The sequence below is a fragment of the Vibrio sp. S/42/10 genome (assembly GCF_029890535.1).
In the GTDB taxonomy this organism is placed as follows: Bacteria; Pseudomonadota; Gammaproteobacteria; order Enterobacterales; family Vibrionaceae; genus Vibrio; species Vibrio cyclitrophicus.
Window position 1 is genome coordinate 15,546 of the sequence record NZ_JAKMZC010000023.1, and the last position, 20,218, is coordinate 35,763.

The 20,218-nt window shown below is 44.3% G+C and carries 23 protein-coding genes; 18 read left to right on the plus strand and 5 right to left on the minus strand.

What is annotated here, in order from left to right:
- Positions 1-23 precede the first annotated feature (23 nt).
- From flgA to flgN, 3 genes are all read left to right on the plus strand, one after another.
- A complete protein-coding gene (gene flgA / locus L8S15_RS19515; protein ID WP_029189226.1) occupies positions 24-770 on the plus strand; it encodes a flagellar basal body P-ring formation chaperone FlgA in 747 nt (248 codons plus the stop codon).
- 179 nt (positions 771-949) lie between these two features.
- On the plus strand, positions 950-1,267 hold the full coding sequence (gene flgM / locus L8S15_RS19520) for a flagellar biosynthesis anti-sigma factor FlgM (RefSeq protein ID WP_010439274.1): 318 nt from the start codon (positions 950-952) through the stop codon (positions 1,265-1,267).
- A 66-nt stretch (positions 1,268-1,333) separates the two neighbouring features.
- Entirely contained in the window at positions 1,334-1,759 is a 426-nt protein-coding gene (gene flgN / locus L8S15_RS19525) for a flagellar export chaperone FlgN (RefSeq protein ID WP_010439272.1), read from the plus strand.
- 320 nt (positions 1,760-2,079) lie between these two features.
- Here the strand turns inward: flgN and flgP are convergent, their stop codons facing one another.
- Positions 2,080-2,511, minus strand: coding sequence for a flagellar assembly lipoprotein FlgP (gene flgP, locus L8S15_RS19530; RefSeq protein ID WP_010439270.1), 432 nt, complete (start codon positions 2,509-2,511; stop codon positions 2,080-2,082).
- A gap of 9 nt (positions 2,512-2,520) precedes the next feature.
- Complete coding sequence (locus L8S15_RS19535; RefSeq protein ID WP_010439267.1) at positions 2,521-3,156, minus strand: FlgO family outer membrane protein; 636 nt, start codon at positions 3,154-3,156, stop codon at positions 2,521-2,523.
- 192 nt (positions 3,157-3,348) lie between these two features.
- On the opposite strand from L8S15_RS19535, the gene L8S15_RS19540 reads away from it, so the two are divergent.
- Both L8S15_RS19540 and L8S15_RS19545 read left to right on the plus strand, forming a co-directional pair.
- Complete coding sequence (locus tag L8S15_RS19540) at positions 3,349-4,482, plus strand: flagellar assembly protein FlgT (protein WP_016767048.1); 1,134 nt, start codon at positions 3,349-3,351, stop codon at positions 4,480-4,482.
- A gap of 139 nt (positions 4,483-4,621) precedes the next feature.
- Positions 4,622-5,128 carry a Fe3+-citrate ABC transporter substrate-binding protein gene (locus L8S15_RS19545; RefSeq protein WP_280574765.1) on the plus strand — a complete coding sequence of 169 codons (507 nt, stop codon included), beginning with the start codon at positions 4,622-4,624 and terminating at the stop codon, positions 5,126-5,128.
- Positions 5,129-5,253: 125 nt separating this feature from the next.
- On the opposite strand, the gene L8S15_RS19550 is transcribed toward L8S15_RS19545, so the two are convergent.
- Genes L8S15_RS19550 through L8S15_RS19560 form a run of 3 tightly spaced genes read right to left on the minus strand, consistent with a single transcriptional unit; the run spans position 5,254 to position 8,011 of the window.
- Positions 5,254-6,495, minus strand: coding sequence for an NAD(P)/FAD-dependent oxidoreductase (locus tag L8S15_RS19550; RefSeq protein WP_010439260.1), 1,242 nt, complete (start codon positions 6,493-6,495; stop codon positions 5,254-5,256).
- Positions 6,496-6,519: 24 nt separating this feature from the next.
- Positions 6,520-7,593: a methyltransferase gene (locus tag L8S15_RS19555; protein WP_010439258.1), complete on the minus strand. Its 1,074-nt coding sequence runs from the start codon at positions 7,591-7,593 to the stop codon at positions 6,520-6,522.
- Between the two features lie 28 nt (positions 7,594-7,621).
- Positions 7,622-8,011 carry a hypothetical protein gene (locus L8S15_RS19560; RefSeq protein ID WP_010439254.1) on the minus strand — a complete coding sequence of 130 codons (390 nt, stop codon included), beginning with the start codon at positions 8,009-8,011 and terminating at the stop codon, positions 7,622-7,624.
- Positions 8,012-8,104: 93 nt separating this feature from the next.
- Here L8S15_RS19560 and L8S15_RS19565 point away from each other — a divergent pair, with 93 nt between their 5' ends.
- From L8S15_RS19565 to L8S15_RS19625, 13 genes are all read left to right on the plus strand, one after another.
- Positions 8,105-8,833 (plus strand): beta-ketoacyl synthase chain length factor, encoded by a 729-nt coding sequence (locus L8S15_RS19565; protein ID WP_016784739.1) that lies wholly within the window; start codon positions 8,105-8,107, stop codon positions 8,831-8,833.
- Positions 8,830-9,600 (plus strand): lysophospholipid acyltransferase family protein, encoded by a 771-nt coding sequence (locus L8S15_RS19570; RefSeq protein ID WP_280574769.1) that lies wholly within the window; start codon positions 8,830-8,832, stop codon positions 9,598-9,600. The genes L8S15_RS19565 and L8S15_RS19570 overlap by 4 nt, the downstream gene beginning before the upstream one ends.
- Positions 9,601-9,705: 105 nt before the next feature.
- A complete protein-coding gene (locus L8S15_RS19575) occupies positions 9,706-9,966 on the plus strand; it encodes a phosphopantetheine-binding protein (protein WP_004736154.1) in 261 nt (86 codons plus the stop codon).
- Positions 9,967-9,976: 10 nt separating this feature from the next.
- Positions 9,977-10,234, plus strand: a complete 258-nt coding sequence (locus L8S15_RS19580; RefSeq protein WP_004739745.1) for an acyl carrier protein — start codon at positions 9,977-9,979, stop codon at positions 10,232-10,234.
- Positions 10,234-10,791, plus strand: coding sequence for a septation protein IspZ (locus L8S15_RS19585; RefSeq protein ID WP_010439242.1), 558 nt, complete (start codon positions 10,234-10,236; stop codon positions 10,789-10,791). The genes L8S15_RS19580 and L8S15_RS19585 overlap by 1 nt, the downstream gene beginning before the upstream one ends.
- Before the next feature lie 6 nt (positions 10,792-10,797).
- The gene (locus L8S15_RS19590) at positions 10,798-12,180 is read left to right on the plus strand and encodes an AMP-binding protein (RefSeq protein WP_280574771.1); all 1,383 of its coding nucleotides are present in this window, start codon (positions 10,798-10,800) and stop codon (positions 12,178-12,180) included.
- An 89-nt stretch (positions 12,181-12,269) separates the two neighbouring features.
- Positions 12,270-12,632, plus strand: a complete 363-nt coding sequence (locus tag L8S15_RS19595) for a 3-hydroxyacyl-ACP dehydratase (protein WP_010439237.1) — start codon at positions 12,270-12,272, stop codon at positions 12,630-12,632.
- The gene (locus tag L8S15_RS19600) at positions 12,625-14,466 is read left to right on the plus strand and encodes a glycosyltransferase family 2 protein (RefSeq protein WP_280574773.1); all 1,842 of its coding nucleotides are present in this window, start codon (positions 12,625-12,627) and stop codon (positions 14,464-14,466) included. Before L8S15_RS19595 ends, L8S15_RS19600 begins: the two co-directional genes overlap by 8 nt.
- Positions 14,444-15,991 carry an aromatic amino acid ammonia-lyase gene (locus tag L8S15_RS19605; RefSeq protein WP_016785786.1) on the plus strand — a complete coding sequence of 516 codons (1,548 nt, stop codon included), beginning with the start codon at positions 14,444-14,446 and terminating at the stop codon, positions 15,989-15,991. Before L8S15_RS19600 ends, L8S15_RS19605 begins: the two co-directional genes overlap by 23 nt.
- A 73-nt stretch (positions 15,992-16,064) precedes the next feature.
- Complete coding sequence (locus L8S15_RS19610; RefSeq protein ID WP_010439228.1) at positions 16,065-16,568, plus strand: acyl-CoA thioesterase; 504 nt, start codon at positions 16,065-16,067, stop codon at positions 16,566-16,568.
- On the plus strand, positions 16,555-17,253 hold the full coding sequence (locus L8S15_RS19615; protein ID WP_010439226.1) for an outer membrane lipoprotein carrier protein LolA: 699 nt from the start codon (positions 16,555-16,557) through the stop codon (positions 17,251-17,253). The genes L8S15_RS19610 and L8S15_RS19615 overlap by 14 nt, the downstream gene beginning before the upstream one ends.
- Positions 17,225-19,597 carry an MMPL family transporter gene (locus L8S15_RS19620; RefSeq protein ID WP_280574778.1) on the plus strand — a complete coding sequence of 791 codons (2,373 nt, stop codon included), beginning with the start codon at positions 17,225-17,227 and terminating at the stop codon, positions 19,595-19,597. The genes L8S15_RS19615 and L8S15_RS19620 overlap by 29 nt, the downstream gene beginning before the upstream one ends.
- Entirely contained in the window at positions 19,594-20,217 is a 624-nt protein-coding gene (locus L8S15_RS19625; RefSeq protein ID WP_280574780.1) for a DUF3261 domain-containing protein, read from the plus strand. The genes L8S15_RS19620 and L8S15_RS19625 overlap by 4 nt, the downstream gene beginning before the upstream one ends.
- The last annotated feature ends 1 nt before the right edge of the window (position 20,218 follow it).

Sequence of the window (20,218 nt, forward strand, 5' to 3'; positions counted from 1 at the left end):
CTACGAACCACCAGAGAAACGGAATGACATATTATAAAATAAATTTGCCACCTCTTTCCATAGCAATGTGTAGAGCTACTTTTAAAACTGTCGCTAAGTTTATCGGCATTTTATCAATATTGTTTAGTTTTTTTGTGCAAGCTGCGACTCCAGAGCAAATTGAAATAATCCAGTCTGCGGCCGAGCAACACATCCATGATACGGTTGAGCAGCCACAAGGCGGCGAACTCTTTGTTAATTCAGCAAATGTTGACTCAAGAATTAAAGCAACAGACTGTCCAGTGCCGCTTGAAACTAGCGCATCAACCACCACCAATACCCGCAGTAGCATTACGGTTTTAGTGCAATGCATTCCTGACGAGTGGCGAGTTTATGTGCCCGTACGCTTATCAATGTCAGTCCCACTCGTCACCACCACGCGCTCAATTGCAAGAGGCGAGATTGTCGGTCAATACGATGTGACTACCGACATGATTTCTCTTAACAAATTTCGCCGCCAAGGTTTCACCAACCCACAACAGGTTATCGGTGCCAAAGTAAAAAAGAACCTAAGACCGGGTGATGTCGTTGAAAGAGGCGATATTTGTGTCGTTTGCCGAAATGAGAAGGTTATCATACAGGCAGTTAAAGGTGGCATGACCATTACCACTAAAGGTACTGCACTTACGGATGGCTCAATGGGCGATCAAGTAAGAGTGAAAAATGATAAATCACAACGTATAATTGAAGGTATTGTTACCAGCATGTCTGAAGTCACGGTTTACTTTTAACTCTCTACTTCTAAATTGACGGTATCGTTAGCCATTTTGCTCTCCACTCTTAACGCCAAATATAACGGCTACAGTGTTTTGTCCCTTTTCGACTATTGAGCTAAAAATTGCTAAAGTATTCGAACCCATGGTCGATAATGACTGTACAGGTTCCCATTTTTGAAGAAAAAGGCTTAACTATGGCAGGCATTGATAATATTCGTTCAGGGCAAACCCTAACGACCCCCAACCGATCAGCAGTACGCTCTGATTCTAGCTCTGAGGCATCACGCTCTGATGTATCAACTAAATCACCAGCAAGCAAAGATGCGGTTTCGCTTAGCCAACAAGGCAAAGCCATTGGTCAACTCCACCAAGATATGGCGGCACAACCGAGTTTTGACTCTGTAAAAGTTGCGGCGATCAAAGAAGCGATTGCGAACGGTTCATACACTGTCGATCCAGAAAAACTGGCAGACAATATGATCAAGTTCGAAGATGAATTAAAAGGTCTTTAAGCCAACTATCACTTTTGATTAAAGTGATTGCCTTAAAGCACACGAGGTTATGAATAGGTTTACGTTATGGCGGCACTAGCAGATTTAGTTAATTTTCAACTTCAAAATGCCAAAGCCTTATCTGAATTATTAAGTTCAGAGAAAACCGCGATCACGAGCCGACAATCAAACGATATTGAGAGAATCGCCAAAGAAAAAGTGGTCCTAGTTGAGCAACTAAGGTCAACCGATCAACGAATCGCAGCCCATACCAATATCTCAGAACTGACCGAGAACTCTGAACTAGCTCAGTTAGTCGCAACCATCAAGTCCATAGTGCACGATTGCCATCAAGCGAACCTGGTTAATGGCGAAGCCTTGAATCGAGCACACCTTAGCTTCAAAAAACTCAGTAATATGATGCAACAAAGCCACGGTAAAATTGGCATGACCTACAATGCCGGTGGTCAAACGCATACGATTTCTACGCTGGGAACCAACGTAAAAGCCTAGTTAAGCCTCCCTCTTCAGTAATACCCCTTATTAACCTTCTGCCTGTATCTGTATCTGTATCTGTATCTGTATCTGTATCCCAGACTATTCCTGTCGTTATTCTTTATCAAAACGTCTAATCAGCCTTTGAGCGCCCTGACAAAATCGATAAATAAAAAAGCGGCAAGTATCTTCATACTTGCCGCTTTTTTATTTACGTCAGTTATCAATTGCCGCTACGCCATCTGGAAAACGAGTGGCAACTCATATAACTGGGTAATCTTTTAACTAGATAAACAGAACTCGATGATCATTAACCTACAGCCTAAGAGATCATACAACTAGAATAGCGTTTGTTGTCTCTTTTCTGGCACAGCCTGCACTTCACCGTAATTACGTAGTTGGTCCATCTTACGAATATCTAATTGAAGTTCCGTTACATAACTATCACCCACAGGGTAACTACGTACTACTTCTGCGCCACGAATAACACCATCAACCGCACCTGAAGTTCGTTCAGTACCAAGGCGCTGATCTTCAAGTTCAGCTCGGCCGCTTACTCGCATACCGTAAACCTGTTCAGCAAGCTCACGATAAGCGTCAATCTTAGAGGCTCTCATCGCACGGATGCGCCTTTCTTCGTCGTTACGACCTTTTTGCTCACTGATACTCGCGTAACCAACCGCAACCAAGAAATCATCAGGCCTCATACTTTGCAGTGGCTGACAACCAACAAGCAATAAAGCGGCAACAACAAATATTAACTTCTTCATCTCGAACTCCTAAGGGCGAAGAATAACAGTGTAAGGCTGGCTGATCGTTGGGTCAGAACGAATAATAACGCCATCTTGAGTTCGAATACTGTTCAGAGTATCAAGGTCACGACCAATACGGTCTGCCGGCAAGAAGCCTTGTGCAGAAGCAACCACAATACGAGTTTGCATTCCAACCACACGAGCGTTAACTAGAACACCACCCTCTTGGCGAAGCATAGTCCCCGTCAGCACGTATTGGACGTCTTGCTCTTGAGCTAAATCTTTCCAATCACGGCTTAACGCAAAGTCACCTTGGTGAGTCACTTGGATAGAACCCGTCGTTTTAAAATCGACAACCTTGAAGCCACGACGCTGAAACTGATGAATGAAACCTTCCGATACCGAATTTCCTAGCCAGTTGGTTGTATCCATGTGTTGTAGATCAACAAACGAGGTAATCGCAATCGGTGTTCTTGCTGAGATACTCGTATTCGACACGATTAAATCTTCGGTCATACTTTCCACGAAAAAATCCATGGTGTGACGAGGGCTGTCCATCAACATAAACTGACTGCCTGAATATTCAGACTTGCCGTTATAGATCGGCGAATAAGCGCATGATGTCAGTAACACGACACTCATAACTACGAGCCATTTTTTCATTATCTAATCTCCAGATAGTTTTAGTGCTGCCTGTTCCAATATGTTCTCACCATTATTCTTTTCAATGGATTACAATGTTGGAACAGTCTTTGCTTTTCGTTAATAGTTCAGATTAAGAAAAACGCACTTAAGTCAGCTTCAAGCTTATAGTTATTTGTTAAGCAATATTTATACCCAACTGGTAACGAATAGATGAAAAAAATAATTTCTTACTTATTTTCAATAAGTTCACTGATAACCATAAGCTTCAGTGCTCATGCCTCTTGGTATGAGGTTACCGGTACAGCAGCCATCGTATCGTCGGAAGAATCCGCAAGAGTCCACGCTCTGGAAGACGCGGTATATAAAGCGGTTCAGTTCTCTGGTGCTGATATCGGTAGTATCTCCAACCTCACGCCTTATCTGGATGCGAGTAAAAAAGAGTTCCAGTTTACTAATCACGAAGTACGCTACATATTGGTTGATAAAGTAAAGACTCGCGGTGGCAACCTAATGATCACCGCAAGGATCGACATCTATCCTTCGGCAAATGCTTGCCATGAAAGTCAGTACAAGAAGACATTTTTGGTCGGCAACATTGATGTGACCTCCCCTCAACAAGCCGTAATGGGAAGAATTTATAACATCGGTGATGATTTCGGCCATGTCGTTGATCGACAGTTGGCAAAAGAGTCTCGTAGCTTTGTCTCGGTTGGTACAACAAATTATGACATCGATAAGCGTCGACCTGACATAATCAAGATGATCGCTCAAGACACAGGCGCGCAGTACATCATTGGTGGCGACATTACCGACTTAACGGCAACCGTCGAATCTAAGTTGTTGAAAGATGACGTTATCAACCGACAGTTTGCACTAGAGATGCAAGTGTTCGACGGTAAAACAGGTCACCAAGTTTACAATCGTAGCTATCGTGAAGTAGCAAAATGGCCATTTGCTAAAACCAGTGAAGTCGATACACGCAGCGCGCGCTTCTGGGCATCCACTTATGGCAGCATGATGCTTCGCGTCAGCCGTAATATCATGCTGGACTTGGAATCAGAAGTATCGTGTAAGATTACCCTTCCGGAAGTTGCGGCGGTCTACGGCAATACAGTAACCATTGATCTTGGTCGAATGCATGGCGTGCAACAAGGTGACAAACTGCAATTGTGGCACACGGGTTCGTTTATCGACCAAAGAGGCTTACCACGTAACAAAGTATCTCAAAGTGATATCACTCTGACGGTTTCTCGTGTTTATGAAAATGAAGCCGAACTCACGATTGATCAGCCTAGCCTTGCAGGAAGCATTCAAATTGGTGATGTGATGCAGAAAATCATGTAGTTAGTGTCACTCCCAGCTCATAGTTTCTAATAAGGCCTTAGCAAAAGTACTAAGGCTTTATTTTTTTCATGATGATTAGTTTCGGTTTTTACGTATTTGTCGTAATCTTATTAATAACATAATCATCATTTAGCAAACTATGAGCCTGAATAATCTAATTGGTGCTACCGGTTACCGCTTCATATCGAAAGGTAAAACCGCTTTTAAAATTCACATCCATACACCCGATGATACGGTACTGCATCGTTCTGTCGGCTTTGTTCGCATGGGTGAAGACAAAGCACTAAAGAAAACCATCAAGTTACGAGACGAACTGGGCAGACAGCTTTGGGGCAAGTTTTGGCCCAAAGTCCTCAAAGAGCCCTATCTGATGACGCGCCTACCTCATAGTTTAGAGCCAAAAGTTGTATTCAAGCCTAATCCTACCCAGACTGATCCTGAACACCGCGACGAATGCTACATCGCTAAGTGGCGTGTATTCTCAGATAACGGCGACTACAAATACAAAACCAAAGTGTGCTCAATCAGAAAGCATGGACGACTTGCCGCTTATAGCCAAACCAAACGCGCCCTGCTTGATGCCCATAAAGATGTGATTGATCTGTTGATATTTATGGGACGACTGAACAGCATCGACTTGAAGTAGTCTTCACTCGATTGAATTGAAATCCCATATTTTCAGAAACAAAAACAGCCGCATTTGCGGCTGTTTTTGTTTGTAGGTTAGTCACCTTAGCGCTTGAAGATACTCTCACACACTGAATAGACTACCTAGCTTCGGCATATCTCTGCCAGTGTCGCCAATCGACGCTGCGATTCTTTCACGTACGGATTAGTTTGATCCCATGCGTAACCAGCTAAAATCGAGCATACCATTTGCTTAATCTTCAGGTTTGGATCTTGATAGAAAATCACATCCTGCAAAGTACCTGAGTACCACCCCTCAACATACGTTCTAAAAGTGTTTACGCCCACCATCAACGGAGCCGCATAATCGCGCTCCCAATCGACGTTCTCACCATTAAGCTGCTTTTCCACACACTCAACGGCAAACTGGGCCGACTTCATCGCAATCGTAACGCCTGATGAAAATACAGGGTCAAGAAACTCACCGGCATTACCCAGCAGCGCATACTTATCCGTTGCAAGGTGCTTTACGTTGGCAGAATAGCCACCTATTTCACCTGCAGGGTTTGGGTATTCGGCATTTGCTAAAATTTCAGCTAATCCAGGCTCTTCGGTTGCTAATTGCTTAAGAGCGGCAATCTTATCTTCCGGGTATGACTCGAAGAACTTAGGCTCACCGACGACACCAAATGATGAGACGCCGTTGCTAAACGGAATTAACCAGTACCAAACATCAGGATTAGATGGATGCACTGATATGAGAATTTTATTGCGGTCATATTCTAGTTCAGTATCAACGTCTAAAACATGATCGTTAATGTGCGTGAAAATAGCTTTGCGTGGAGGAAGCGATGACGGCTCTTCCAAGTTAAGCATTTTAGGCAGTACTCGGCCAAAGCCACTGCCATCCAAAACGTACTGAGCTTCGAGCTGATAACGCTCTCCATCAAGAACTTGGACATCTAAAGTCGTGCTGCCTTCGGTGAAATCAATGCCCATCAACTCATGTTGATAATCAATGGTAATACCTTGTGCTTCAGCAGCATCGGCTAACACCTTATCAAAGGCGCCTCGTTGAACTTGAAACGTGGTTCCCGGTCCAGAAGAGAACTTATCTTCAAAATTGAACGCCGTATAAACGTCATTTTTACGGAAAGCCGCGCCATCTTTAAATTGGAAGTTAGCTTCAGCTACTGCTTTGCTCATACCGGCTTGTTCAATCACTTCCATACAAGCAGGTAACAGGCTTTCGCCAATAGAAAAGCGAGGAAAAAGACTCTTTTCAATCACTCGAACATCGATGCCTTTCTTGTGAAGCAAAGACGCGGCAACAGACCCTGATGGTCCAGCTCCGATGATCACCACTTGAGTTGATATTTTCTTCATTTATTTAAGCCATATTTGTTATTTTTATTGCGCGCTAGCTTTCAATTCAAGCAGTGTGTGACCGAGGCCGATATCGTCGGTACGAGTCACCACTTCAAAGCCAGCTTCCTCAACGATTTCTAAGAAATCTTCACTGCGGTAAAAACGGCTGTTACCGTTGGCCAAACAAGTAAAGTAAAGAGAAGTCGCATTTAAACTATAAGACGCCGCATCGTATTTCTGTGCATCCCAAAACAGTTCCAGGATATAGACAGTCGCCTCTTCTGACATATGAGAGCGAACTCGTTTTAATATGCTTAGAATTTCCATTGGCGAGAAGCAGTCAAGGAACTGGCTCATCCACCACACATCCGCACCCGTCGGCAACACTTGTTGTTTGTCGAGCATGTTGGCTGGGAATGGCGTTACTCGGTCTTGATGGCCATGTAGTGTCGCGTTTGCCATTGCCATTTCTAGTTGCTGTGGCAAATCTACAATCGTTATATCAACATCTGAGTCGTGGTTGCAGCACTGCATCGCCCATTTACCCGTATTACCGCCGATATCCACCAGCGACTTAGGTTTCTTGCTGAAGACCTTCTCAAGCAAAACAGGGAACGAACGGTCTGAATAGAAATGATCAAACTTAAACCAGCTCTCTTTTGCTTTTTCTGGCAATTGAGACAAACCTTGGTAAATGGTTTCCCAGTCACCTAGCTCTTTTAAGCCCGCAGGTGTGCCTTCTTCAATCGCTTCCGTTAAATGCATCATCGCGGCGTAACAAACATCAGCCGTGAAGTCCATGTTCGCGTTGGTCATCCCATCGTGCAGAAGGTAGAAACCAAGGTTAGCCATTTTATAGTTAGGTTTGTCCCAAATAACAATATGAGCACTTAACGCCATATCGAGCAGAACTTTTACGCCGTACTCAGATACGCCCGTTATTTCCGAAAGAGTCTCCGCAGGTAAACCACTAATACCCGCGTCATCTAACGATTTCAAGATACCTAAATCACGAAGTGTACGGGCAGTATGAAAAACAATGGGAGCGAAAGACAACTTCTGCGCTTCTGTTTTTGCTTCTAAAGCGTTGAATGGATCTAATTTATATTCCGACACGAAAAACCTAACTTTAAATAATAGAGGATTACTCAGCTGCCATTTGTGCAAGCTTACGTTTAATATCAACGTTTAAGTTATTAACCCAACGGTTGTAATTACGGTGTATTTCACCATCGTCATACTTCAAATTCTCTGATTCAACGTAAAGAATAGAGTAAAATTTGTCACTATAAGGAATTTCAACCACAGCATGGTGTGAGCGAACATACAGCTCTGCACGGATCAAGCCAGGCTTTATCTCTGAAACCAACCAACCTCGGTTCTCAGCTGATTCATAAATAGCTGATTTCACCTGTTTACTTTGAAGATTCAGTGCAACTGGAGTATCCTCAACATTCATTACTGGCTGTACACGTCCGCAGCCTGCAAGAACGAATATGAACAATATTGAAACGGCTATTTTTAGTAATTTCATTTAAATCCCTTACCTGTGTTTATTTATAAGCGCGCATAGTATTTAGTTAGACCCAAAGCAAATCAATACTCTATGTCAAATCAATCCAAATTAATGTCGTTTAATATTGAGAAATGGTCTGCAAATGCGGCCGGTCTTAATTCTGATGCCGAATGGCAAACATGGAGCGCTAATTTAGCTTGGCCAGACAATGGTACAGCTGAATTTAAAGCCATCCCGCCAATGATGCGCCGCCGAATGAGCGTACAAAGCAAGCTTGCTGTCCAAACCGCATTGGTTCTGTTAAAAGACACCTCGATTGATTACCTAGTGTTTGCCAGTCGGCATGGTGAACTGCACCGAACCGCCATCTTAATTCAATCTATATTAGAAGGTGATGATGCCTCGCCAATGGCATTCTCGCAATCAGTACACAACACGGCTGCTGGTCTCACAACGATTGCCGCGAAAGCACCAATTCCACTGACCTCAATAGCGGCCGGACAAGACACCTTCCATAATGCATTGATTGAGGCGTACCTTTACCTCTACCAACATCCATCGCACCGTGTTTTAGTCATTGATTTCGACCAACCTCTGCCAGAGCTCTACCAGGAATATGAGACGCAAAACTACGCAGATTACGCGTTAGGTTTAATTCTCACTGCGGGCGATGACTACTCTATTTATAGAGCAGTAGAAACAAGTCAATCAGTATCCGAGTTGCCACAAGGCCTTCAAGCGCTACAACATATCCTTTTGGATACCCAACGTTGGACGATTGCAGGCAAGCACCAAGCTTGGTCGTGGGTCAACAACGTAAAAACTGGAACTCAAGAATGAGTAAGGTCGATCAATATTGGCGAGTATTCGCGACAGGGCTTTGCTTCTCCATCTTTGGTCTAGGAGGCTTAGTTCTCAGCTTCTTGATCTTGCCGTCGATCGCACTCACCACATCTAACACCATTAAAAAAGAGCTTAAAGCTCAACGACTGATTCGCTTTTCATTCAATGCTTTTTGCCAAATAATGAAGTTCACTGGCGCTATTGACTATCGAATTGATGGCGCCGAACTGCTCCGTGAAGATCGCAACTGCATCATCATCGCCAATCACCCAAGTTTGATTGACTACGTGCTGATCGCCTCTCAACTGCCGCAATGCGATTGCCTCGTTAAGGCTGCAATATGGGAAAACCCTTTTATGAAAAGGATCGTCAAAGCGGCGGGATACATACCTAACCAAGCACCTGACGACCTTTTAGAGCGCTGTGAAGAACGTTTTTCACGTGGCAACGTGTTGCTTGTTTTTCCTGAAGGAACTCGCACAACGCCAGGAGTTGAACCATCATTACAACGTGGTGCAGCACAAATAGCCACTCGAACGCAAACCGATTTACGCGTGATTCACATTACGGTTTCTCCGACATTCTTAACGAAAGAGAAAAAATGGTATCAAGTTCCTGCTACGAAACCCTTTTTTCATGTCACGGTGAAAGGTAAAATAGAAGTCGCACCATTTATTGAGAATTCGAACAACTTAACTTCGGCAGCAAGACGCCTTAACCATCATCTTGCACAAAGTATTTTCCCTTCCGAAGAAAGTATTTAGCTCTTCAATAAAACGACGGCGATATCAGCATTTCGAAAATACAACGCATAATGTAGAATCGCCCCCTTGAAGCAGTATTTCAGATAAAGCACTAAGTAGGCCAAAGTGGAAACATTACACAACGAATTAAAACAACTGATCATCGACGCACTGAACCTTGAAGATATGAGCATTGATGAAATTGAAACAGAGGCTCCACTATTTGGCGATGGACTTGGACTGGATTCTATCGACGCCCTTGAGCTTGGTCTTGCTATCAAGAAAAAATATAACATTGTTATCGATGCCGACGATTCAAACACTCGCCAGCACTTTGCTTCGGTTGAAAACCTAGCTAATTACATCTCATCTCAAACGAACAACTAGACAGATCTTTATGACACAAGCTAACCAACAAGAAGTATACAACCAGGTTAAAGATGCGCTGATTGAGCTGTTTGAGCTTGATGCTGAAGATATCACTCCTGAAGCTCACCTTTATCTCGATCTTGACCTAGACAGCATTGATGCCGTTGATCTAGTCGTACATCTACAAAACGTAACGGGTAAAAAGATCAAACCTGAAGAGTTCAAAGCAGTACGCACCGTTAATGACGTTGTAGAGTCTGTGGTTGAACTATTGAAGGACGCATAATGCGTCCTCTGCTGACTTTATTGTCGGCAATCATACTTTTCACTTATCCAATAGCGGTTTACTTTGGGCTCAACAAGTTTGGTCTACAAACCGTTGGCATTGTTCTGGCCGTTATCTTTACTGTACGCATTTTCACTGGTGGTCAGGCTAAAATCAAAGAGCTAAAACACTTAGCTTGGATCAGTGGAAGTGCCGGAATTGTTCTGTTGGTATTAGGGTTAACGTTCAAGCAACATGGTTGGTTAACCTACTATCCCGTTATCGTTAACGTTTGTATGTTGGCTGTATTTGCTACAAGCCTATGGCAACCTCAAACAATTATCGAACGCCTTGCTCGCATCCAAGAACCTGAACTTCCGCAAAGTGGCGTTGATTACACACGAAAAGTCACCAAAGTTTGGTGTCTGTTCTTCGTTATTAATGGCTCAATCGCACTTTACACTTGCTTCCAACCGCTTGAAATATGGACCTTATACAATGGCCTACTCAGCTATTTGTTTGCCGGGTTACTCTTTGCGGGTGAGTGGGTAGTTAGACAGCGCATTCGCCAGAGTTAAATTGTTATGACCCAAACTGTAACCTATGTTTCGTTGTCTGATCTTCTCAGTCAAAATAGATCGCCTGACTCTATTGTTTGCTTTGACGACAATTGCGAGATTACATGGCAAACATTTAACGACGACTTATCTCAACTCGTACACCTTTTATCTCCATTCCCTGTTCAACGAGTCGCGATTTGTACCCAAGACAGCTACCTATTTTCGTTGGCCTTTTTGGCATGTGCAGTCAACAAAAAGCACATCATCTTGCCCGGCAACTATCAACCTTGTGCGCTTGCCGAGTTAAGTGAACATTTTGACTGCCTGTTAGTTGATGATTCGATTGGCGAAGTAAAGGTTAGTGACGTTCGCAATGTCCAAACCTTATTAGACACCGAAACACGCGAGCCTCGAACCGATAATCTTCCGCCCGTTGATTTGGCAGAAATCCATTTGACCCTGTTTACTTCAGGTTCAAGCGGTACACCCAAGGCAATCAATAAAACATTAGAACACCTAGATATTGAAACGGCTCAGCTAGATAAGAACTGGGGAGAATTGATCAGAGGTAATCGAGTTCACAGTACCGTCTCGCACCAGCATATCTATGGTTTGCTGTTTAGAATCTTATGGCCACTATGCTCTGGTGTTCCATTTGCTCGAAGCAACCTTGAGTACCCTGAGCAGATTCTGTCTCACGCCAATAAAAACTGTGTGCTGATCAGCAGCCCAGCTCTACTCAAACGATTAAAGAACGAAATCAATACCGCGCAGCTTGCTGCAATATTCTCTTCTGGTGGCCCGTTGCCTACAGAGTCCGCTCACCAATCGCGGAAGTTACTCGGCTATTTACCTATCGAGGTTTTTGGCAGCACTGAAACCGGAGGCATCGCATTTCGTCAGCAAGAGAGCGCGAAAACACCTTGGCAGCTTTTCGACTGTATTGAGGCTAGTCTCAACAGTGAGAATTGCATTAAGTTATTGTCGCCGTACATCGATAAAAACAACTGGTATCAAACCGCTGATGAGTGCGAAATGGTCTCGGAGAGTCAATTCATATTGAAAGGCCGAACCGACCGAGTGATCAAGATAGAAGAGAAACGAGTATCACTGGTAGAAGTGGAAAAACGATTAGAGCAACTGCCTTGGATAACCGAATGCGTGGTGATTCCATTCGAAGAACCGGAACGCTTAATCTTGGCGTCGGTTTTGGTATTATCAGAGGAAGGCCAAGCGAAATTCGCCACCATGAGTAAAGGTAAATTCTGGTTGATGCTGCGTTCAGAACTTAGAAAATGGTTAGAACCGATCGCTATCCCAAGAAAATATCGCATTGTTGATGAAATTCCCCTCAACAGCCAAGGTAAGCGACTAACCTCTCATATCGAACAGCTAATAAAATCATAGAAACCGCTGTTCGTATTTTACACTGAGATTATCTTTTTATATTTTTGTCAGAACACCCATTTTCAGCCCAAGGATTCTAAGCACACGCTATGGATAAGAGAAAACCAAACGTCATTGCTGTTGACACTGCAGAGAAAGAATCGACCCTGACACTCCATATTGCTGGTGACATCACCGATTTTAAGGGGCACTTCAAGAGCTTTCCTATTCTTCCTGGTGTTACACAGATTGATTGGGCACTTCACTACGCAGTCCAAGAACTGAGTGTCCCTGGTTTCTTTAAAGGCATGGAAGTCATCAAATTCCAAGAACCGATCCTGCCAGACTCGACTATTCAGTTGTCATTAAAGTGGGACGCTGACAAAGACAAACTGAGCTTTAGTTACACCTCAAACAACGGCGAACAGATTCACTCTTCAGGCAAAATGAAGCTGGGAGAGAAAAGTGAATAGCGCTGAGGCTGTTTCTCAACACGCACTTGAAGAAAGCAACTACAAGGCTTGCTTCCTAATTCCGTGCTTTAACCACGGCGCAACCATGCCCTCGGTGGTCTCATCACTTCTTAATTTCAAACTTCCGATCATTATTGTTGATGATGGCAGTGAACTCGCGACCAAACAGTTTTTGACTCCCCTTGCTGATAATCCAAACGTAACTCTGGTGACACTTGAGCAGAACCAAGGCAAAGGTGGCGCAGTAAAAGCGGGTATCAAGCGAGCGCAAAATCTCGGTTTTAGCCACGCTATTCAAATTGATGCTGATGGGCAACACGACCTTGAAGCGCTACCCGCATTAATCCAGGCTTCGCAAGACAAACCTCAGCGCTTGATATCAGGTCAGCCTGTTTATGACGAGAGCGTTCCTAAGGCAAGGCTATACGGACGCTACGCGACACATATCTGGGTATGGATAGAAACCCTTTCGTTATCAATTAAAGACAGCATGTGCGGCTTTCGAGCGTACCCTATCAACCAAACACGGGCAGTGCTCAGCAAATACGACGTTGGGTCTCGAATGGACTTCGATATTGAGATTCTGGTTCGCCTTTACTGGGAAGGTTGCGACATCGACTTTATTGAGACACGAGTTATTTATCCTGAAAATGGTGTTTCTCATTTCGACGCTCTGTGGGATAACGTAAAAATCAGCTGGATGCACACAAGACTGTTCTTCGGCATGCTGCCAAGAGCGCCAAAACTGATTACTCGTCATTTCAAGTCGGACTCAGCGAACAATTTATCGGCTGAAAATAGCCAAGGTTCCTCGGCAGATTCAAGACAGGTAAATTCCGAACAAATGGGTTCAGAACAAATGGGTTCAGAACAACCCCATTGGTCGCGAACTCAAGAGCGCGGCACTGTGCTGGGAATCAAACTGTTATTGGCCGTTTATACCTTGTTAGGCAGAGGCGTATTCAATCTGATTTTACGCGGTGTGATGGGTTACTACCATCTAACGGGAAAACGTGCACGAAACGCCTCAGAACAGTATCTATTTCAACTGAAAACCTACGCTGAACAACAGAATATTGAGTTACCCACTGAATTAACCAGCTATAACCATCTGCTTTCTTTTGGTCATACGATGCTAGACAAGTTAGCGGCATGGAAAGGCGATTTCTCGGTAGATAACCTCACCATACATGGTCAAGAGCAATTCGAGAGCATGGTAGCCAACCAACAAGGTGTCGTGATTCTGGGTTCTCACCTTGGTAATATCGAACTGTGCCGAGCTTTGGGTCGCAGACACTCGAACATCAAAATCAATGCGCTGGTTTTCACCGAACACGCTGAGCGTTTTAATTCGGTAATGAAAGCAGTCAATCCGCAGTCTGATTTAAACCTAATCCAAGTGACCTCAATGGGGCCAGATACCGCTATCTTGTTGCAGCAGAAACTAGAACAAGGCGAATGGATTGTGATTGTTGGCGATAGAACCTCCACCAGCAAAGAGAGCCGTTCAGTATGGGCGGAGTTCTTGGGTAAGGAAGCTCCCTTCCCTCAAGGACCATTTATGTTAGCCTCTGTTCTCAAAGCGCCGGTATTTTTATTATTTGGGCTGCGTGACGACTCACAACCTAAGCCGCACTTTAATGTTTATTTCGAGCATTTCAGCGACAAGATCGAGCTGCCAAGAAAGACACGCGAACAATCTTTACAGCAAGTCGTGCAAAAATACGCAGATCGACTTCAGCACTACACACTGAAAGCACCGCTTCAGTGGTATAACTTTTTTAATTTTTGGACATTGAGCAACCAGCACCATGACGAAAAAGAATCCAAATAGCATCACTTTTGGTGCCGAACGCCTCACAATTGAGGATGTTGTAGCTATCTCACAAGGCGCAAAAGCTTCGATGAACTCAAGTGAAGCCTTCACATCTAAGATCGACCGTGGTGTCGCTTTCTTAGAACGTCTGTTGAAAGAAGAAGGCGTGATTTATGGCGTGACAACCGGTTACGGAGATTCATGTACCGTTGCGATTCCGCCAAACCTAGTCGACGAACTCCCACTGCATCTAACGCGCTTTCATGGCTGTGGTTTAGGCGAAATATTGTCTCACGAACAATCTCGTGCAGTATTAGCAACGCGCCTGTGTTCATTGTCACAAGGTGTATCTGGTGTGACTCACGATCTGCTCAACCAGATCGTTACTCTGATTAATCAAGATATCTCACCACGTATTCCTCAAGAAGGATCGGTTGGGGCCAGTGGTGATTTAACGCCGTTGTCTTACTTAGCGGCAGCACTGATTGGTGAGCGCGATGTTATCTATAAAGGCGAAGTTCGCCCGACCAGTGACGTCTACAAAGAATTAGGCATTAACCCTATCAAGCTTAAGCCAAAAGAAGGCTTAGCTTTGATGAATGGCACGTCAGTAATGACAGCTTTGGCTTGTATCGCCTACAAACGCGCGGAATACCTAGCACAACTATCGACTAAGATAACGGCGATGGTATCTGTGGGTATGCAAGGAAATGACTTCCACTTCGATGAAGCCTTGTTCGCAGTGAAACCTCACCCTGGTCAACAACAAATTGCAGCGTGGTTACGCGACGACCTTCAAGCAGAACGCCCACCTCGCAACAGTGACCGTCTGCAAGATCGTTACTCATTGCGTTGTGCTCCACACGTTATCGGTGTCGTTCAAGACTCCCTACCTTGGCTTCGCCAAATGATCGAGAACGAGCTAAACAGCGCCAACGACAACCCAATTATCGATGGTGATAATGAGCGCGTACTGCATGGTGGACACTTTTACGGTGGTCATATCGCAATGGCAATGGATACGCTAAAAACAGCAGTAGCCAACCTTGCTGACCTACTTGATCGCCAAATGGCGCAGTTGATGGATTACAAGTTCAACAACGGCTTACCATTTAACCTAACCGGTGCAGAAGGCGAACGTAAGCCGATTAACCACGGCTTCAAAGCAGTACAGATTGGCGTTTCAGCTTGGACAGCAGAGGCATTGAAACACACCATGCCAGCAAGCGTGTTCTCTCGTTCAACCGAGTGCCATAACCAAGACAAAGTCAGCATGGGCACCATAGCGGCTCGTGATTGCCTACGTGTTCTAGAACTGACTGAACAAGTAGCGGCAGCATCACTTCTCGCGGGTACACAAGCGCTTGAACTTCGTAAGCGCCACAATGAGCTTGATGAGCACCACATGAGTGAAAATCTGAAGCACATTCGCGACGAAGTACTCAAAGAGTTTGAGTTTATTGTCGAGGATCGTCCGCTTGAAGGCAATCTACGCCACTTTATTTCTCGTATTCAAAGTCAGTATTGGTCACTTTACTCATAGAGTGGTTAACTTCATAAAGTAGCTAACCTCATAAAGTAGCTACCCCTTTACGCAATATTGTTGAGAGCGATTTATGTCTGAAATCCTTCATCCATTACAATCTGAGGTTACTTTAGTAACCTCATTCCAAGATGCCGATCCAATGGGCGTGATCTATCACGGTAATTACTTCCGATTTTTTGAAGAAGTAAGGCGCATCATGATGGATAAGATTGAGTACAACTATCATGAGATGAAGGATTCAGGCTACATGTGGCCGATCATCGACACGCGTGTAAAGTACATCAAAGCGATACCGTTTAATCATCAGATCAAGGTATCCGCTAAGTTAACTGAATGGGAAAACCGCTTGCGTGTTGACTACGAAATTCACGATGCCAACACAGGTGCTCGTATGACACGCGCTCATACCATGCAAGTTGCGGTAACCATTGAAGAGCAAGAGATGTGTTTTGCTTCGCCGAAAATATTTACCGATAAAGTTAAGCATTGGCACCAATTCGGTTGCTTACCTCTAGCTGCTGAACATAAATCTCAAGCCTCTAACAACCAACAGGTGAAACATGAGTCTGTTTAAACGCAGTCGCAAACACATTAGCATCGCGCTGCTAGGGCTTGCTTCTGTGATGGTAAGTGGCCTTACTACCGCTAATGAGAACACAACTAGCGTAACTTCTATTTCAGAACTGAAAACGGTGTTGAGCGCAAATAGTATTGTCCGTGGCGAGTTTACTCAAACACGCAATATGGAAATGTTTGCCCAACCTCTGACGTCACAAGGAACGTTTTTATTAGATAAGTCGAGTGGTTTACTTTGGACGCAAGCAACCCCGTTTCCTGTGAGCCTAGTGCTCACAGATAACAAACTGAGTCAAAGGTTTGCTGATCAACCTGCTAAGATAATTACTGACAAAGAAAACCCAATGGCATTTTATTTCAGCCATATCTTCTTGTCAGTATTCCACGGCGATACGCAAAAACTTCAAGAACAATTCTCTCTGTCATTTGAACCAGCGAACGAGCCAAGCTCAGATGAAAGTGCAAATAAAAGCACAGAGAGTGCGTCATGGACACTCACTCTAATACCAAAAAGTTCTCCAATGAATGCGGTGTTTGAAGCCATCACGCTGCAAGGACACAATGATATTGAGCGCATTGAGCTAAAGGAAATTCGTGGAGATAGCACAGTGATCGAATTTAGCCAGTTAAGCCATCTACCGGAAGTATTATCAGATGCTGAAGCGCAACAATTCCAATTCTAGCCTAGCCCTTGCTTGGCTTGTTGTCGTAATGCTATTTAGCGGATTGTTGATCAAACAATTCGCTTTTTCTTCGTCAGTACCCATTGAAAGCAACATCATGAAATTGCTGCCAGAAAACCAGCAAGACCCCATGGTAGAGCAAGCCTTTCAGCAAATATCTAGCTCGATGAGTGAGCAAGTGGTGTTTATCATAAGTGCCTCCGACGTCGAACAGGCTATAACAGCGACTGACGCTTTTGAAAAAAAACTTAACCAAAGAGCTTTCTCAAATCAGCCAACTCTGTTTAAGCAAGTTCAAGGCAAAATCAACGCCAGCACTCAAAGCCAGTGGAGCGATTTCTATTTTCGTCACCGAGCTCAACTTCTAACCCAACAACAAAAAGAGACGCTGACCTACTCGCCGGATTCGCGAGCTCAATATGTCATTCAATCTCTGTACAATCCGTTCTCAGGCGTCACTGCAGCAGAGCTATCTCTCGACCCATTTCTGCTATTTCGAGACTACATCAGTGCAGTTGGCGTTCAATCAAGCAACTTTGTTCTGAAAGAAGGCTACCTCACAGTCCAGTCTAATGAGCAAACTCATATTTTGGTGACTGCGACTCTGGCAGGTTCGCCTTATAGTTTAGCGATTCAAGAGCAGCTTCCAGATCTTGATTCAATTGAGCGCCAGATCGAAAAGCAGTTTGGTGTCAAAGTGCAGCATACCGGTGTGGTGTTCTACGCCAATTACGGTACCGAAAGTGCGAAATCAGAAATCAGCACCATTGGTTTGGGCTCATTGGTAGGTGTAATTTTATTGGTGTGGCTAACATTTCGTAGCGCCCTCCCACTTGCCTTATCCTTACTTTCAATCAGTAGCGGCTTATTGGTCGCGCTGGCAAGTACCGTCGCTATCTTCGGCAAGGTTCACCTGTTTAGTTTGGTGTTCGGTGCCAGCTTGATTGGCGTATCCATCGACTACTCCTTTCACTACCTGACTGATCGCTTGGCAGCAGGAAGCAAGTGGCAAAGCGACAAAGGCTTGAAACATATTATTGTTGCGATCACCTTGGGTCTGATCACCAGCTTGATTGGTTACCTAGGTCTGTTGGTGGCACCTTTCCCGGGTTTACAGCAACTTGCTCTTTTTTCGTCGATTGGACTGTTCGCCGCTTACGCCAGTGTGGTGTGTTGGTATCCGGTTTTAGCGGCAAAACCAAGCCAAGAACGCCCTCTTCCCTTGTCGAAGCTTTGGCATACTTGGTTAAGCCTGTGGAGCAACCAAAAATTTAGAATTGGCTTACCATTAATAGTGACTGTCGTTAGCTTGATGTCACTCAGCCAAATTCGCTACGACGACGATATTCGTCAACTTCAAGCGATACCTAATCAACTCAAACAGCAAGAACAAGCCATTACTGAGATATCAGGATTAGGCAGTGGTCAAAGTATGCTTTTGGTGACTGCCAAGAGCGACCAAAAGCTACTCAAAAAACTGTCGGAAATCACCGCGAGCTTAGAATCTTTAATCGATAGCCAAGGTATCTCAGGATATCGCAGCATCAATCAGCAGTTGTTAAGTAAACAAGACCAGCATGATAACTATCAATTGGTTGAACAACTCTATCGCCAGCAAAGCCATATCTTACAGAACACGCTTGGTTGGCCTAGCTTTCCAGAATTACCTAAGTTCGAAGCAATCACAGTATCTGGATTTTTAGAATCACCGGTGTCAGAACCTGTTCGACCACTTTGGTTAAAACCTATCGATGGACAAGCGGCGTCAGTCATTTTGATCAAAGACGTTACAAACTCAGCACTGTTCTCTCAATGGCTCGATTCAAGCTTTGCTCAGCAACAAGGTGTTAAATACCTTAATAAAGCCGATGAAATCTCGTCGCTTTTTGCTGAATATAGAGTCAAGATCACCGAACTACTATTGATAGCATTGGCAGCAATTGGAATGGTTTTAGGTTGGCGCTACGGTGTGAAGCAAAGCCTATTAATGCTGTTGCCTTCATTGATTTCCGGAGTCGCAGGGCTAGCGGTCACGGGCATTTTAGGCTCGACACTGAATCTGTTTAACCTGCTTGGACTCATTCTAATTTTAGGGATTGGTATCGACTATACCCTGTTCTTTGCTGAGCAGAAAAAATCACTAAGCACCTTATTAGCGATTACCCTATCGGGTCTCACAACGTTGCTTTCATTTGGCTTATTGTCGCTAAGTCAGACTCATGCCATTCATAGCTTCGGTGTTACTGTTCTGACAGGGATCTTTGTCGCGTGGCTACTTTCGCCGCTCGCGATCAACAGTAGTAAAAACGTAGAACGACCAACCTCTCGAGAGGCTTTTCGATGAGCAAGATATATAAGATAACCTTCGCCACACTAGTGGGTATTCTACTCACTGCCTGTTCAATGGTTTCTCAGCAGCCGGCTGGCGCAAGTGTGTCTGTCGACAATGATACCGAATTAACCTTACCCTTGCCTTCTGAGCTTGAATTTTCATTTACGGCAAGTCAGTTGATTATCGCAACCTGGCAAGACGAAACTCAACAACTTCCTGTCCAAGTTGAAGTGACACCAGATAAAGTGGTGCTAGCTGGTTTTTCATCTTGGGGCACTCGAATTTTGTCACTGCAGTACCAAGACCAAGTGATTGATACGCAAATTTTGTCTGGGCTTGGTGCAACTTTGCCACAACCGGAGCAGGTGCTATTCAATTTAATGCTGACTCTATGGCCAGTTGAAGCGTGGACTCAGCCTATGCAAAATATAGGTTGGCACATAGTCGATTCTAACAGTACAAGAACCGTGTTTGATAGTAGCCAACGAGCCATTATTCGTATCGAGTATCAAGCAAAAACTAATGAACCGAAGCTCTCTGGAAACATTGTTTTCAAGCATTTGGTCCAAGGCTACACCATCACCATACAAACGTTGAACTCAACGATTACTGATAACCCAAGTAAGAGCTGAA

Bases quoted from the DNA above. Each gene is read 5' to 3' on its own strand.
- L8S15_RS19535 (WP_010439267.1), bottom strand. From the start codon at position 3,156: ATGAAAAAATGGCTCGTAGTTATGAGTGTCGTGTTACTGACATCATGC.
- flgA (WP_029189226.1), top strand. From the start codon at position 24: ATGACATATTATAAAATAAATTTGCCACCTCTTTCCATAGCAATGTGT.
- L8S15_RS19625 (WP_280574780.1), top strand. From the start codon at position 19,594: ATGAGCAAGATATATAAGATAACCTTCGCCACACTAGTGGGTATTCTA.
- L8S15_RS19550 (WP_010439260.1), bottom strand. From the start codon at position 6,495: ATGAAGAAAATATCAACTCAAGTGGTGATCATCGGAGCTGGACCATCA.
- flgP (WP_010439270.1), bottom strand. From the start codon at position 2,511: ATGAAGAAGTTAATATTTGTTGTTGCCGCTTTATTGCTTGTTGGTTGT.
- L8S15_RS19585 (WP_010439242.1), top strand. From the start codon at position 10,234: ATGCGTCCTCTGCTGACTTTATTGTCGGCAATCATACTTTTCACTTAT.
- L8S15_RS19590 (WP_280574771.1), top strand. From the start codon at position 10,798: ATGACCCAAACTGTAACCTATGTTTCGTTGTCTGATCTTCTCAGTCAA.
- flgM (WP_010439274.1), top strand. From the start codon at position 950: ATGGCAGGCATTGATAATATTCGTTCAGGGCAAACCCTAACGACCCCC.
- L8S15_RS19615 (WP_010439226.1), top strand. From the start codon at position 16,555: ATGAGTCTGTTTAAACGCAGTCGCAAACACATTAGCATCGCGCTGCTA.
- L8S15_RS19560 (WP_010439254.1), bottom strand. From the start codon at position 8,011: ATGAAATTACTAAAAATAGCCGTTTCAATATTGTTCATATTCGTTCTT.
- L8S15_RS19540 (WP_016767048.1), top strand. From the start codon at position 3,349: ATGAAAAAAATAATTTCTTACTTATTTTCAATAAGTTCACTGATAACC.
- L8S15_RS19605 (WP_016785786.1), top strand. From the start codon at position 14,444: ATGACGAAAAAGAATCCAAATAGCATCACTTTTGGTGCCGAACGCCTC.
- L8S15_RS19610 (WP_010439228.1), top strand. From the start codon at position 16,065: ATGTCTGAAATCCTTCATCCATTACAATCTGAGGTTACTTTAGTAACC.
- L8S15_RS19545 (WP_280574765.1), top strand. From the start codon at position 4,622: ATGAGCCTGAATAATCTAATTGGTGCTACCGGTTACCGCTTCATATCG.
- L8S15_RS19570 (WP_280574769.1), top strand. From the start codon at position 8,830: ATGAGTAAGGTCGATCAATATTGGCGAGTATTCGCGACAGGGCTTTGC.
- L8S15_RS19565 (WP_016784739.1), top strand. From the start codon at position 8,105: ATGTCGTTTAATATTGAGAAATGGTCTGCAAATGCGGCCGGTCTTAAT.
- L8S15_RS19620 (WP_280574778.1), top strand. From the start codon at position 17,225: ATGCTGAAGCGCAACAATTCCAATTCTAGCCTAGCCCTTGCTTGGCTT.
- flgN (WP_010439272.1), top strand. From the start codon at position 1,334: ATGGCGGCACTAGCAGATTTAGTTAATTTTCAACTTCAAAATGCCAAA.
- L8S15_RS19595 (WP_010439237.1), top strand. From the start codon at position 12,270: ATGGATAAGAGAAAACCAAACGTCATTGCTGTTGACACTGCAGAGAAA.
- L8S15_RS19580 (WP_004739745.1), top strand. From the start codon at position 9,977: ATGACACAAGCTAACCAACAAGAAGTATACAACCAGGTTAAAGATGCG.